Here is a 12,929-nt window from a genome sequence, read left to right as displayed (position 1 = left end):
GCAGGAGGCGCTTGCATCCAATCCGCCCCGTTGTCCGTAGAAGCAGCCATGAACCCCAAGTCGCCGATCGCCCGGAACTGGCCTACGATGGACGCCGACCCCTCTGCTGCAAGGTTGACGCCTTTCGAGGCGGCCCGGATGAGTGCCATTCCCGCGCAACATACTGCGGAGCTGAAGACCTGGGCTGCGGATGTGGCCGCGGTGGCGGGCGCGCGTGACCGTGAGTGTTTCATGCGCATCTACGACCACTTCATGCCGCGCCTGTGCCGGTACCTCAGTGGACTGGGAGCGCCTCAGGCAGTGGCGGAGGATCTCGCCCAGGAGGTGCTGCTGAAACTGTGGAACCGCGCCGATCTCTACGACCCGTCCCGAAGCGGGCTGGGCACCTGGCTGTACCGGATCGCCCGCAATCTGCATATCGACCGCGTGCGGCGGGAACACATCTGGGTGCATGCCCACGAGGTGGTCGAGCAGGCTGCCGAGCAGGATGACGGGCGGGGCTCCCTGGCCGAGCTGCACACCGAGCAGGTCCGGCTCAAGCAACGGCTGGACGAGCTTTCCGCCACACAGGCACGGCTGATCCGGATGTCGTACTTCGAAGCAAAGACCCATGCCGAGATCGCGGAAGAATTGAACATGCCCCTGGGAACAGTCAAATCGCACATCCGGCGAGCGTTCCTTCAACTGCAGTCGCTGATGGGAGAGAAGCGGTGAATCCTCGCCACCACCTGGATCCGGCCACCGTGCTCGCGTTTGCGACCGGCACGCTGGCAGCGGAGATGTCCGTGGTTGCTGCCGCGCACCTGGAGTCCTGCCCCCAGTGCCGGGAGCAGCTACGCTCGGCCGAGCGCCTGGGCGGGATGCTGCTCGAGCAGCAAGGGTCGCCGCCAGCGGAAGAAGATCGGCAGGCGGCGCTGCGGGAGGCAATGCTGGGCAGGCTGGATGCAGCGGCCGCGCCCGCGGTGGCGCGGGTCGAGGTCGAGCGCAGCCGGGTGGGCACGCACGATCCGGATCGGCTGCCCTCCGCGCTTGCACCGCATTTCGGGACCTCCTACCGCTCGCTCAAATGGCGGTGGATGGCGCCGGGCGTGCACTGCATCCGCGCCCCGGACCTGCCGTCGCTGATCATGCTGAAGATCGCGCCCGGTAAATGCCTGCCCATGCACAGCCATGGCAACAGCGAGCTGACCCAGATCCTCCGCGGTGCCTATGACGATTCGCTGGGGCATTTCGCACCAGGCGATGTGGCCGATCTGGACAGTGAGGTCGAGCATCAGCCGGTGACCACGCCAGGCGTGGCGTGCATCTGCGTTTCAGCGCTGGATGCGCCGCTGGTCTTCAGTGGCTGGTTCGCCCGCAAGCTGCAGCAGGTGTTCAAACTCTGAAAATGCCCGCGCCCTCTTCGAACACCTGCCTCACCGCGGCCGGGGACGTGGGCCGCGCAAGCAGATAGCCTTGGACTTCGTCGATCCCCATGTCGGCCAGAACGTCCATCTGCGCTTCCTGCTCGACCCCTTCGGCCACCGTCAGATAGCCAAGCTCATGGGCCAGATGATGGATGGCGGACACCTTGGCGCGTGCGCGCCGATTGTCGGCGATGCCATCGATCAGCGACTTGTCCAGCTTTACGGTGTGGATAGGGAGGTCTGACAGGTAGCTGAAGTTGCTGTAGCCACTGCCAAAGTCATCAATCGCCACCTTGATGCCAGCCTCCGCCATCGCCGCGATGTGGTCGATCGCCGGTGACCCCGGACGCAGCCATTCGCCCTCGGTGATCTCCAGTTCGATCATCGAGAACGGCAGCGCCCTGTGCTCGAGCTTGCTGCGGATGTCATGCCATGCCGAGGCGTTGGACAGATAACTGCTGGACAGATTGATCGAGACCGGAATGTCCTGTCCCTGGGCGCGCCACGCTTGGACCTGATCCAGCGCCGTGTCCAGCACCCAGGTGGTCACCTCGTCCATCAGTGCGGTCCGCTCGAAGACCGGAATGAACTCACCCGGGTTGATCGGCCCCAGGGTGGGGTGGCTCCAGCGGATCAAGGCTTCTGCCGAGACCGGGCGCCGACCGTCGAGGGTGAAACGGGGCTGGTAGTCGAGATGGAAGTCACCGTTCTGCAGCCCGCGCTCGGCATCCGAGGCCAGCCGGTAGGCGCGGTGCATCCGTTCGTCGCGTTGTTCGGAGTACCAGCAAAGCGCCTGGCGAGCGTCGAACGCGCCCTGCATGCTGACCAGCAGTCGTCGCAGCACGTCGTGACTGTCCTGCTCATCCGCATCGACGGCACAGATGCCGGCATGGAAGCGGGGGGACATCGGTACCGCGGCAGCCATCAACGGGCGCAGCATTCGCGTCCTCAGCTCCAGGACCAGGCTCTCGACATGGCCTGCTGTCGGCATGTCGACCACGAACGCGAACCGGGTTACCCCAACGTGGTACACCGTTGCGACGTCCTCCAGCGCGGTGCGCAGACGGACGCCGGCACGCCGGATCAGTGCTTCCAACGGGCGCAGCCCCAGCACTTGGCCCACCTGGTTGGCGCGCGGAATATCCAGCACGTCCACCGCCACGGCGTAAGCCCTTCCATCCGCACAGCGCGAGAGAATGCCCGGCAGATCCGCATGAAACTGGTGCCGGCTGGGCAGGCCACTGACCGGATCGAGGTTGCCGGAGAGGTTGCGCAGCTCCAGTTGTGCGATCACCAGCTCCGCCAAGGTGGCCAACTGTTCCTGATCGCGCGGGTCAAAGGTGCGCGGACGAGTGTCCATGACGCACAGCGCACCGATGGCGACGCCATTCTTGGCTACCAGCGGCGCGCCCGCATAGAAACGCAGGTGGGGACTGTGGGTCACCAGCGGGTTGTCCCGGAAACGAGCGTCCTGCTCGAGATCCGGGACGACCAGGACACCGTCGGCGGTGACGGCGTGGGCGCAGATCGACGAACGGATATCGGTCTGCGCCATGGGCAGACCGATCCGGGAAAGGAAGCGCTGCTTCACATCCCCCAGGACCGAGACGAACGCCACCGGCGCGTTGAAGGTATAACCAACAAGCGCGGTGAGCCGGTCCAGCGCAGGCAGCGACGCCACGCTGTCGACCTGCATGGCGCTCAGCACCGCGCGTCTTTCATCCAGGGGGGAGGGTGGGGGACTCATGTCGTATCGGAGGGGGGCGGGGGCCAGCGGCCTTCTGTCCACTCCATACGCGCCAAACGCCGTTCCGGATGCAGTTACCAGTCCGTGGGCGCGTAATCCTTCAGGAACTGACCCCAGACAGGCTCGCCGGTGTTGATGCCGTGGATGATCGGATCGACGATGCGCGCGGCGCCATCGACGATATCCAGCGGCGGGTGGAAGCGCTCTTCCTTGACCTTCTTGGCCGCGATATCCGCCGGATCCTCGTCGGTCACCCAGCCGGTGTCGACGCTGTTCATGTGGATGCCGTCGTTCTGGTAATCGGCCGCCGAGGTGCGCGTCATCATGTTCAGCGCGGCCTTGGCCATGTTGGTATGCGGGTGGCGGGTGGTCTTGAAGTTGCGGTAGAACTGCCCCTCCATCGCCGAGACGTTGACGATGTGCTTGTCGCGTCCCGGCGTGCGCAGCATCAGCGGCTTCAGGCGCGCATTGATGATGAACGGCGCAATGGCGTTGACCAGCTGGGTTTCCAGCAGTTCCACCGACGGCACTTCGGCCATCAGCATGCGCCAGGAGTTTCGGCCGCGCAGATCGACCTGCTGCAGGTCCTGATCCAGGCGACCGTCCGGGAACAGGTGCTGCTGGGCCACCAGCTCATCGTCCAGCAGCGGCACCTGGGACAGCTCGGCCGCACGGGTCAGGCCATTGGCGGCGTTGAAGTCGCGGCCCTGGACCACCGGCAGCGCGGCCGAGCCGGTGGTACCGAGCAGCTCGGCGCTGCGCAGGCCCTCGTAATCGCCGATCAACCTGCGCAGCGTATCGGGCACCTCCTGCAGCGGAGCGGTTTCACCGGCCATCATGTGCGCGTAGAACTGCGGCGGGCGACGCACGGTCTGGCAGGCGTTGTTGATGATGAAATCCAGGTGCGACCGCGTGGCCAGCAGCTCGTTGCAGAAGGCTTCCACGCTCGGCGTGTGGCGCAGGTCCAAGCCGTAGACCTGCAGGCGGTGGCCCCATTCGGCGAAATCCGGCTCTTCGGCGTACCGCGCGGCCGAGTCACGCGGGAAGCGCGTGGTCACGATCAGTTCCGCACCGGCACGCAGCAGCTTCAGGCCGGCCTGGTAGCCGATCTTGACCCGCCCGCCGGTCAGCAGCGCGACGCGACCGGTGAGGTCGGCGGTCTCGGTGCGCTTGAAGAAGTTCAGCTCGGCGCAGGCCGGGCACATCTGGTCGTAGAAGTGATGCAGCTGGGTGAACTTCTGCTTGCAGACATAGCAGTGGCGCAGCTCCGGCGAATGCACCGGCTCAGGCGTGGCGTCGGCATGCTCACCGTTGGAGGCATCGTGCAGGCCGGCGGCGTGCGGCGGGAAATAGTTCGGGGTGCTGAACACCGGCTTGCGGCGCAGGGCGCGGATGCCGGTCTGCTCCAGCAGCGCCTCGGCCTTGGCCACCTTCTCCTGATGACGCGCCTTGGCCTGCTGCTTCAGCTTTGCCCGGCGGGCCTTGGGCTCGGGGTGGTAGACCTTGGCGACGACCTGGTGCAGGCGCACGCGGTCGGCTTCCGGCAGCGTATCGAGCACGCTGCGGTCGGCTTCGATGGCCTCCAGCAGGTCCAGCGCGGTGCGCAGGCGGTCGGTCAGGGGCAGGTCGTCATCGGCAAGGGGCAGGGCGGTGGTATTCAATTCGGATCCGGAAAAGCAGCAGGAAGGCAGGCATGGACGGCCGCGCAATGGCCGCCTGGGCGGGCATTCGCCGGCAGGCCGGGGCAGACGGTGGGCGGTATTGTCCCTGATCCTGGGATTTGATGCCGGATCGGATGTTCAGCGGCCTGAAACTCAGGCTCTCATGACGGGTCAGGGCTTCGGCGGGGTCGCGTGCTTCGGCTCCGCGGAGGTCTCAGTGCCATGGCCGGAGTCCTGCTCTTCGGAGGCGGCCGTGCCACTGCCGCCCCCGGGCACGTTGCGGGCGGACGCGTCGTCCGCAGGCGCGGTAGCCGCTGCAGGCTGCTCGATCGCATCGGCATGCTTGCCCTGCTCGGTATGCTCGCCCTGGCTGCAGGCCGACAGCGCGAGCGTCGCGACGGCACTCAACAACACGATTCGCATGACGATTCTCCGGCAGTGATGACGAACCCGGGTTGTAGCGCCGACCCCGTTGGCGATGCGTGATCACCCCGATGATCACTCTGTGATGACAACCGCATGGAGTACCCTTGCCGCCGTCGACGCTTAGCCGTTCCGTGGTCTACGGGCGGGGAGCCGGCGTGTTACGGAGCAGAGTTCACATCATGAGTATTCCCGAGGGATTGGACGAGAATCGGCGGGCGCACGGCCTCACACGAAGAGGCTTCCTGCTTGCGGTCGGTTCGGCTTCCCTGCTCGCGGCCTGCGGTGACAGAGCGCCCCCGGCGGCAACCCCTGCTGCGACGACCCCTGCGGCCAAGGCCGATACCGCCTTTCTCGGCCTCTCCCATGCCCTGACCGGCAAGACCGATCTGGATCCGGCCACGGCCGACCGGATCGAAAAGGCGTTCGCCCAACTTCAGCCCGAGCTGCATGCGCAGTTCCCCGCCCTGGTTACGTTGGCGGGGCAGGTGAGCGGTGCCACGGCGCTCGTCGCCGCCGCCGGCGAGGCCAGGCCCGCGGCGCTGGCGATCATTACCGCGTGGTACACCGGCACCGTGGGCAAGGGCGTGCATGCCGTGACCGTCTCCTATCGCGATGCGCTGATGCAGCGCTGCGTGGACGACGGTCTCTCCCCGCCGACCTACGTCCAGGGCGGACCCGCCTGGTGGATCGCCGCGCCGCCGGCCCCGATTCGAACCCACGCATAAGCCTGCGCGGTCCTCTTACACCTTTCGTAGCTCTGGAATCCCTCTCATGAAAGCTCCGGTTTTCCGTGATGGCGACGCCGATGCCGACGTCGTGATCGTCGGTTCGGGCGTCGTCGGTGCGTTGATCGCCCATCAGCTGGTGCGTGCCGGCAAATCCGTCCTGGTCCTGGAGGCCGGCCCGCGCTTGAACCGTTCCGATGTGGTCGAGAACTGGCGCAACGCCAGCTTCGAACGGCGCATCGGCAGCGACTTCCAGGGGCCGTATCCGCAATCGAAGTTCGCGACGGCACCCCTGTATTTTCCCGCCAACGATTACGTCGGCCTGACCGGCCCCGATGCCAGCAGCTTCCACCAGGGCTTCATCAAGGCCGTCGGTGGCACCACCTGGCACTGGGCGGCCTCCTGCTGGCGCCATCTGCCCGTCGACTTCAAAATGCAGTCCGCCTACGGCGTCGGGCGGGATTGGCCGATCAGCTACGAGGACATCGAGCCGTATTACTGCCGCGCCGAAGAGGCCATGGGTGTCTCCGGGCCGAACGATCCGGCGCAGCAGAGCCCATCGGAACGCTCCAAGCCCTACCTGGCCGACATGATTCCCTGGGGCAACGGTGACAAGGTATTCGCCGAGGTGGTCAATCCGCACGGCTACAACCTGGTGCCGATCCCGCAGGGGCGCATGATCAAGCCCTGGAACGATCGCCCCGCGTGCTGTGGCAACAACAACTGCCAGCCGATCTGCCCGATCGGGGCGATGTACAACGGCGTCCATACCGTCGAGGCCGCCGAGGCACTGGGCGCCAAGGTGCTGGCCGAAGCCGTGGCGTACAGAATCGACACCGACGCACAGAACCGGGTCACCGCCATCCACTGGTATGACAGCGACAAGGTCAGCCACAAGGCCACCGGCCGCAGTTTCGTGATTGCCTGCAATGCGCTGGAGACGCCGCGCCTGCTGCTGCTCGCGGCCAACGAACAGAACCCGAACGGCATCGCCAATTCGTCCGACCAGGTCGGGCGCAACATGCTGGACCACTCCGGCTTCCACTGCTCGTTCATTGCCGATCGGCCGATCTGGCTGGGGCGCGGGCCGGCGCAGTCCAGCTGCATGGTCGGGCCGCGCGACGGCGCGTTCCGCTCGGAGTACTCGGCCACCAAGATCATCCTCAACAACATCAGCCGCGTGGCGATCGCCACCGACCAGGCGCTGAAGATGGGGCTGGCCGGTGAGGCGCTGGACGCCGAAATCCGCCGCCGCGCGATCTACGGGGTGGACCTGTCGATCAGCCTCGAGCCGCTGCCCGACCCGACCAACCGGCTGACGCTGTCCAAGACCCGGGTCGACGGCCACGGCCTGGCCTGCCCGGACATCCATTACTCGCTGGGCGATTACGCGCGCAAGGGGTACGACAGATCTTGCGAGCAGCTGCGGCACATCGGCACGCTGTTCAATGCGGAAGAGTTCGTGATCACCACGGCGCTCAACGCCAACAACCACATCATGGGCTCGACCATCATGGGCGCCGATCCGCGTGACTCGGTGGTCGACGGCGATTGCCGCGCGCATGATCACCCGAACCTGTGGCTGCCGGGCGGCAGCGCGATGGTCTCGGCCAGCGTGGTCAACAGTACCCTGACCATGGCCGCGCTGGCCCTGCGCGCGGCCGATGCCATCGAGCGTGCGGCATGAAGACCCTCCTGCTCATCACGATGACTTTCCTGGGTGGCCTCAGCCAGACCGTGCGCGCCGACGATACGGTGGAGCGCGGGCGCTACCTGTCCGTGGCGGCGGATTGCGTGGCCTGCCATACCAGCCCGAAGCAGGGCAAACCGTATGCGGGCGGCTACGCGATCGCCTCGCCGCTGGGCGAGATCTGGGCCAGCAACATCACCCCGTCCAAGAGCCACGGCATCGGCACTTACAGCGAAGACGATTTTGCCAAGGCGGTCCGCGAGGGCGTGCGCAAGGATGGTGCCCATCTGTATCCGGCGATGCCGTACACCTCGTATGCCAAGCTGACCGACGAGGACATCCACGCGCTGTACGTGTACTTCATGCAGGCGGTGGCGCCAGTTGATGAGGAGGCCCACGCGACCGAACTGCCATTCCCCTTCAGCGTCCGCTCGTCCATGGCGGTGTGGAACCTGCTTTTCCTCGACAAGAAACCCTTCCAGCCCGATCCCGCAAAAGACGCGCAGTGGAATCGCGGCGCGTATCTGGTGGAAGGGCTGGCGCACTGCTCGAGCTGCCACAGTCCGCGCGGATTGATGATGCAGGAAGTAGGCGGCAAGGCGTTCGCCGGTGGCTCGCTGGGCGACTGGTATGCGCCGAACATCACCTCGCACCCGATCAGTGGCATCGGCGGCTGGACCGATGACGAGCTCGCCCAGTACCTGAAAACCGGCCGCGTGGCCGGCAAGGGACAGGCGGGCGGCGGCATGGCCGAGGCGGTGACCAACAGCCTCTCCAAACTGCGCGATGAGGACATCCGTGCCATCGTGACCTACCTGCGCACCGTGCCGGCGGTGGCGGACAAGGACGCCACCCGTGCTGCCTTTGCCTGGGGCGATGCCACCCGGACACCGAGCGAGCAGCCGGTGCGTGGCACGGACGCCCCCCTCGCGTCCGGTGCGGTGCTGTACTCCGGCCTCTGCGCGAGCTGCCACGGTTCGCGAGGCGAGGGCAGCCAGGACGGCTACTACCCGTCGCTGATCCACAACAGCACCGTGGGCATGGCCCGTCCACAGAATCTCGTGGCCACCATCATCGGCGGCATCGACCGCGAAGTGGATGGCGAGCACGTGCTGATGCCGCATTTCTCGGAAGGCTCGTTCGTCCAGGCCCTGAGCGATGCCGACGTCGCGGCCGTCGCGAGCTACGTGCGGACGAGCTTCGGCCCCGGCGACCAGGTCACGGAAGCCCAGGTCGCGCTGATCCGCGACGGCGGCGAGAAGCCACTGCTGGCCAAGATCGCACGCCTGTGGCTGCCGCTGCTCATCCTGGGGCTTGCGGCCTTCATAGGGGTGATCCTGCTGCTGCGACGCGCCTGGAAAAAACGCACGCAGCGGAGGGCCTCGGCATGAAGCGCACGTCTCTCCTGGCCGGCCTCGCGCTGGCGGCAGTCGCGGCCAGCGTGCCGGTGTGGGCGGCCGACCCGGACGCGCCCAAAGCCAAACCCGTCGACACCATTGCCCAGACGCCGCTCAGTGCCGACTGGGCCGCCCGGATCTGGCTGCAGGACCGCGGCGTGACGCCGAGCGCGCGCATCGTGATCGCCACGGGCGTCAACAGCGATGGCTACAAAGGGACCGACTGGTCCACCGCCGAGCACGTCGATGTTGGCGCCCTGATCGATACCGGCAAGGCCTTCGGCTTCGACGGCACGATGCGCGTGGTGCTCTCCGACCGCTTCGGCAATGCGGTCAATGACCGTTCGACCGGCTCCTATGTGCAGAACCAGGCCTTCTATGGCCAGGGGCAGAACCTGCGCTTCAACGAGCTCTCCTACGAGCGTTGGCTGCTGGACAAGCGGCTGAGCCTGAAGGGTGGGTTCTACTCGATGGGCAACGACTTCGGCGGCTTGCCGTACACCTGCAATTTCAACAACAACGGCCAATGCGGCCATCCGCTGGGACCGATCTACAGCTCCGGCTGGCTGGACAATCCGACCGGCCAGTGGGGCCTGCGGGTGAAGTGGGCCGATCCCTCGGGCTGGTACGCGCAGACCGGCATCTACGATGTCGTTCCGATGCGCAAACAGGCCAACAGTGGGTTCCGCGTGTCCGATCGTGGCAAGACCGGCCTGTTCCTGCCCGTGGAAGTGGGCTACAGCCACGGCAACACCGGAGAGCTTTACGGCGGCACCTACAAGGTCGGGTATTACCTGGACACGTCCAATGCCGACGACATCGGCAATCCGGCCGCACCGCGCGCGTCCCATCGCAGCGGCTCGTACATCCAGCTGGCGCAGCGCGTCCTGAAACCCGAGGGTGACACGGTGCGCGGACTGTCGGTGTTCGGGGTGGCGACACGTGCGGATGCCAGGACCGGCCTGATGCGGTACTCGTGGGAAGCCGGGCTGAGCTGGCGCGGCGTGGTGGCATCGCGCGAGGATGATGTCCTCAGCCTGGCATGGACCCGGCTTGACATTTCCGATCGGCTTGCCCAATACCAGCGCATCACCGGCAAGGACGTGCAGAGCAACGAGCAGTTCGTTGAACTGAACTATGGCGTGCAGGTCACGCCGTGGCTGATCCTGCGGCCCGCGGTGCAGTACGTCGCGCGCCCCGGAGCGTATGACAGCCGTCCGGACAGCTGGGTGTTCACGCTGCAGGCGCAGGCGACGCTGTAAGCGGAGTTCAATAACCCACGACGGAGCTTTCTCATCATTCCAGCTGATGAGAAAGCCCCGAGAGCCGGATACGTGGCGTCCAGCAGCGCTAAACCTGCCAGCTTCCAACCTGCGCAGAAGGGACGGTTGATCAAGGCGCAATAACGTGAAATAGGCAACTGAAAGACCGATCAAAATCTCACTTTTTGACGTGTATGGTCAACATGATTTCGCAGCCTGGAATCGCCCCAGGGCCAGTGTCTGAGTTATCGATCTTGATGATGGACGTGCGTACCCCTGGCTTGACAGAGGCAACGTGATCTGTGCCCTCAGTGGTGCCGCAGAAGGTCTGGTTGTCCGGCAAACCTGCTCGCGCCTCAACTCCTCCCTTCTTATGCGCAACCGTGGTTCGAACGCCACCCACACGCTTGAAACCAATGGCGCCGTTTGAGAGCAGGAATGGAGTGAACTCGAGCTCATAGAAGGCATTCTCGCGCTGCCCCCTGACTGTGAAAGGCTCCCGGTCCGAACGGCCTTTCTCATGGTTCTCGCCAATGAGTTTGCCTGAACTAAAAACCTCCACGTCCACGTCATAGACGTGAGGCGCAGGTATAGCATCCGTCGCCGCGACTGTTGGGGCCAAGGCAATACCGCCGGTGATAAGTAACGCCTTCAATAGCTTCATTTGACGACTCCATGGGTGCTCAAGAGAATATAGAAACATGGCGGGGCTATTAGACATCAAGCTGGAGGGTGCCAAAGCCCCCATTGCCGCTTCTCCGCCTCGATTCCACTACGGCGCTACTGCACTAAGTCAAGGGTCTTTATTTGTTCGCGCGGCCAGTACAGGCATTTTCATACCACTCAGACTTACAACCAGGCAAGGTCAAAACCACACTTCCGTGACGCAAGTCCGGTAAGCACGAGCCCATTTTGTTCAACAAAAGATTGGAGTCGCGCTGACATCACAACGCGAACTCAACGCCCTGCTTGTGCTTCAGCGCCGAAGGTGGCCACACATTAGCGATGCTGGCGTTATTGGATTCTTGAGCGCTGCTCTCCTCCGGTAGTCGCCGGTACACTGTGCACCGATCTTGCCGGCCCTGACGGCATGCAAGGGTCGCATTTCACAGCAAGGACTCGCCCTCATTGATCTCTCAAACCATGACACGTAGCGCGCTAGTGGCAGCAATCGCGCTGGCCGCGCCGCTTGCCGTGCTGGCATCAAATACCGTCCAAGGATCCGTTCCCACCCAGAACGACATCGATCAATCACTAGCGCTCGTCAACTGCAAGGCTGATCGCAAAGCCTTCCGGACGCTCGCGTTCACCATGCGCGACGTTCAAGACAGCGGGGAAGCGAAGGCGGGCTGGCAACCGATCGTCACCGAAGGTGAGGCCGATGGCATGCCGCCGGGCGGCATGATGGGCGTCATCGCGGAAATGCGGCTTCCTGCCCCTGTGCGGGTCTTCGGACATGAGACCACCCGGTTGATCCTGTCGCGCATGTCCATCGTCGCGGCGTTCGATGATCCGGACGTTGCCAGGGAACTCACCGGGACGCTGGAACTGGAGGGCCGGGGGGCAGAAGCGCCGCCGGGCGGGATGCGAGTGGTCCATTCCGCGCCCGAGGAGCACGGTGATGGCATCGAGGTCATCGCGCTGGTAGCGGATCGGATCGAGAGCGATCCGTCCCCCATCTCAGTCGCCGGCTGCCTTTACACCACCCGATGACGCCGGCCGCCTGGCCAGTGCCTCCTCGACGCGCTGCTGCAGCACCTTGACGTCGAACGGCTTGCTCACGAACGGCACCTGTTGATGCGCGCGTGGCACGACCTGGTAATACACCGCCGAGGCAAACAGGAAGGGCGTTCCCAGGGCCGCAAGGCGGTCTGCCACCGGAAAGACCGGCCCGTCCCGGAGCTCGACATCCAGAATGGCGGCATCGAAGCGCTGGTGGGCGATGATGCTGAGCGCATCGCTCACGGAATAGGCGGGAATCGCCGTATGACCCGACTCGTTCAGCACTTCGATGAACAGCCGGGAGAGCTCCATCTCGTCTTCGACGACCAGTACGGTACGACCAGCAGAAACGACAGCAGAACGGTTCATGGGGGTGGGGGCGGAAAAGGTGACAGGTATGGTCTGCCTTCGGGTGTCAACGACGGGCCAAGGCCGTTTTCCTGTTTGTTGACACGGATCCAGCCGGCGCCCGATGCGTGCCCCGGGCGCCACGGTTGTAAAATGACCTCCCGTTGATGCCACCGAGGCCCATCCCGATGCCCTACACCAACCGCGACGCGATACAGCGGTTGCGCGAGCAGATTCCCTCGTTCCGCTGCGTGGTGGGATGCCACGACTGCTGTGGCCCGGTCACCGCCTCCAGCGAGGAAGTGGCGCGCCTGCCGGTCAAGAGCGATGCCGAGCATGCCGCGGCGCTGGCCGAGCTGAGCTGCCCGTATCTGGGCAGGAACGGCTGCGAGGTCTACGAAGAGCGGCCGTTGATCTGCCGCATGTTCGGCACCACGCCGACGCTTCGCTGCCCCAATGGCCAGCGGCCGGTGTACATGCTGGATGAGGCCGTCGAGAAGGAGATCCATCAGTTCCTGCGCAGTACCCGGCAGGTGTTGATCTAG

General features: G+C 65.1%; 13 protein-coding genes. 8 read left to right on the top strand and 5 right to left on the bottom strand.

All coding sequences use genetic code 11. The features are described from left to right. Positions 1 to 87: 87 nt before the first annotated feature. Together ABE434_RS00110 and ABE434_RS00105 are read left to right on the top strand one after the other, a co-directional pair. The gene (locus ABE434_RS00110; RefSeq protein ID WP_346477681.1) at positions 88 to 714 is read left to right on the top strand and encodes a sigma-70 family RNA polymerase sigma factor; all 627 of its coding nucleotides are present in this window, start codon (positions 88 to 90) and stop codon (positions 712 to 714) included. Beyond that, positions 711 to 1,385, top strand: a complete 675-nt coding sequence (locus tag ABE434_RS00105) for a ChrR family anti-sigma-E factor (RefSeq protein ID WP_346477315.1) — start codon at positions 711 to 713, stop codon at positions 1,383 to 1,385. Before ABE434_RS00110 ends, ABE434_RS00105 begins: the two co-directional genes overlap by 4 nt. Here the strand turns inward: ABE434_RS00105 and ABE434_RS00100 are convergent. The 3 genes from ABE434_RS00100 to ABE434_RS00090 form a co-directional block, all read right to left on the bottom strand. Beyond that, the gene (locus ABE434_RS00100) at positions 1,375 to 3,102 is read right to left on the bottom strand and encodes an EAL domain-containing protein (RefSeq protein ID WP_346477314.1); all 1,728 of its coding nucleotides are present in this window, start codon (positions 3,100 to 3,102) and stop codon (positions 1,375 to 1,377) included. The two genes, ABE434_RS00105 and ABE434_RS00100, sit on opposite strands and share 11 nt — an antisense overlap. A gap of 125 nt (positions 3,103 to 3,227) precedes the next feature. After that, positions 3,228 to 4,814 (bottom strand): SDR family oxidoreductase, encoded by a 1,587-nt coding sequence (locus ABE434_RS00095; protein ID WP_346477313.1) that lies wholly within the window; start codon positions 4,812 to 4,814, stop codon positions 3,228 to 3,230. Between the two features lie 171 nt (positions 4,815 to 4,985). Further along, positions 4,986 to 5,237, bottom strand: coding sequence for a hypothetical protein (locus ABE434_RS00090; protein ID WP_346477312.1), 252 nt, complete (start codon positions 5,235 to 5,237; stop codon positions 4,986 to 4,988). Positions 5,238 to 5,419: 182 nt separating this feature from the next. Between ABE434_RS00090 and ABE434_RS00085 the strand changes: the two genes are divergently transcribed. Genes ABE434_RS00085 through ABE434_RS00070 form a run of 4 tightly spaced genes read left to right on the top strand, consistent with a single transcriptional unit; the run spans position 5,420 to position 10,314 of the window. Further along, positions 5,420 to 5,965: a sugar dehydrogenase complex small subunit gene (locus tag ABE434_RS00085; RefSeq protein WP_346477311.1), complete on the top strand. Its 546-nt coding sequence runs from the start codon at positions 5,420 to 5,422 to the stop codon at positions 5,963 to 5,965. Positions 5,966 to 6,011: 46 nt separating this feature from the next. After that, entirely contained in the window at positions 6,012 to 7,652 is a 1,641-nt protein-coding gene (locus ABE434_RS00080; protein WP_346477310.1) for a GMC family oxidoreductase, read from the top strand. Continuing rightward, entirely contained in the window at positions 7,649 to 9,046 is a 1,398-nt protein-coding gene (locus ABE434_RS00075) for a cytochrome c (RefSeq protein WP_346477309.1), read from the top strand. Before ABE434_RS00080 ends, ABE434_RS00075 begins: the two co-directional genes overlap by 4 nt. After that, positions 9,043 to 10,314: a carbohydrate porin gene (locus ABE434_RS00070; RefSeq protein ID WP_346477308.1), complete on the top strand. Its 1,272-nt coding sequence runs from the start codon at positions 9,043 to 9,045 to the stop codon at positions 10,312 to 10,314. The genes ABE434_RS00075 and ABE434_RS00070 overlap by 4 nt, the downstream gene beginning before the upstream one ends. Positions 10,315 to 10,492: 178 nt before the next feature. Here the strand turns inward: ABE434_RS00070 and ABE434_RS00065 are convergent, their stop codons facing one another. Beyond that, the gene (locus ABE434_RS00065) at positions 10,493 to 10,978 is read right to left on the bottom strand and encodes a hypothetical protein (protein WP_346477307.1); all 486 of its coding nucleotides are present in this window, start codon (positions 10,976 to 10,978) and stop codon (positions 10,493 to 10,495) included. Between the two features lie 464 nt (positions 10,979 to 11,442). Between ABE434_RS00065 and ABE434_RS00060 the strand changes: the two genes are divergently transcribed. Further along, positions 11,443 to 12,027, top strand: a complete 585-nt coding sequence (locus ABE434_RS00060; protein ID WP_346477306.1) for a hypothetical protein — start codon at positions 11,443 to 11,445, stop codon at positions 12,025 to 12,027. Here ABE434_RS00060 and ABE434_RS00055 read toward each other — a convergent pair. After that, on the bottom strand, positions 11,995 to 12,405 hold the full coding sequence (locus ABE434_RS00055; protein WP_346477305.1) for a response regulator: 411 nt from the start codon (positions 12,403 to 12,405) through the stop codon (positions 11,995 to 11,997). The two genes, ABE434_RS00060 and ABE434_RS00055, sit on opposite strands and share 33 nt — an antisense overlap. 167 nt (positions 12,406 to 12,572) lie before the next feature. Here ABE434_RS00055 and ABE434_RS00050 point away from each other — a divergent pair, with 167 nt between their 5' ends. Further along, entirely contained in the window at positions 12,573 to 12,929 is a 357-nt protein-coding gene (locus ABE434_RS00050) for a YkgJ family cysteine cluster protein (protein WP_346477304.1), read from the top strand.

This window comes from Stenotrophomonas sp. TWI1183 (genome assembly GCF_039673115.1).
GTDB lineage: Bacteria > Pseudomonadota > Gammaproteobacteria > Xanthomonadales > Xanthomonadaceae > Stenotrophomonas > Stenotrophomonas maltophilia_AA.
The sequence above is the reverse complement of the archived record's forward strand: the minus strand, read 5'-3'. Positions and strand labels throughout refer to the sequence as shown.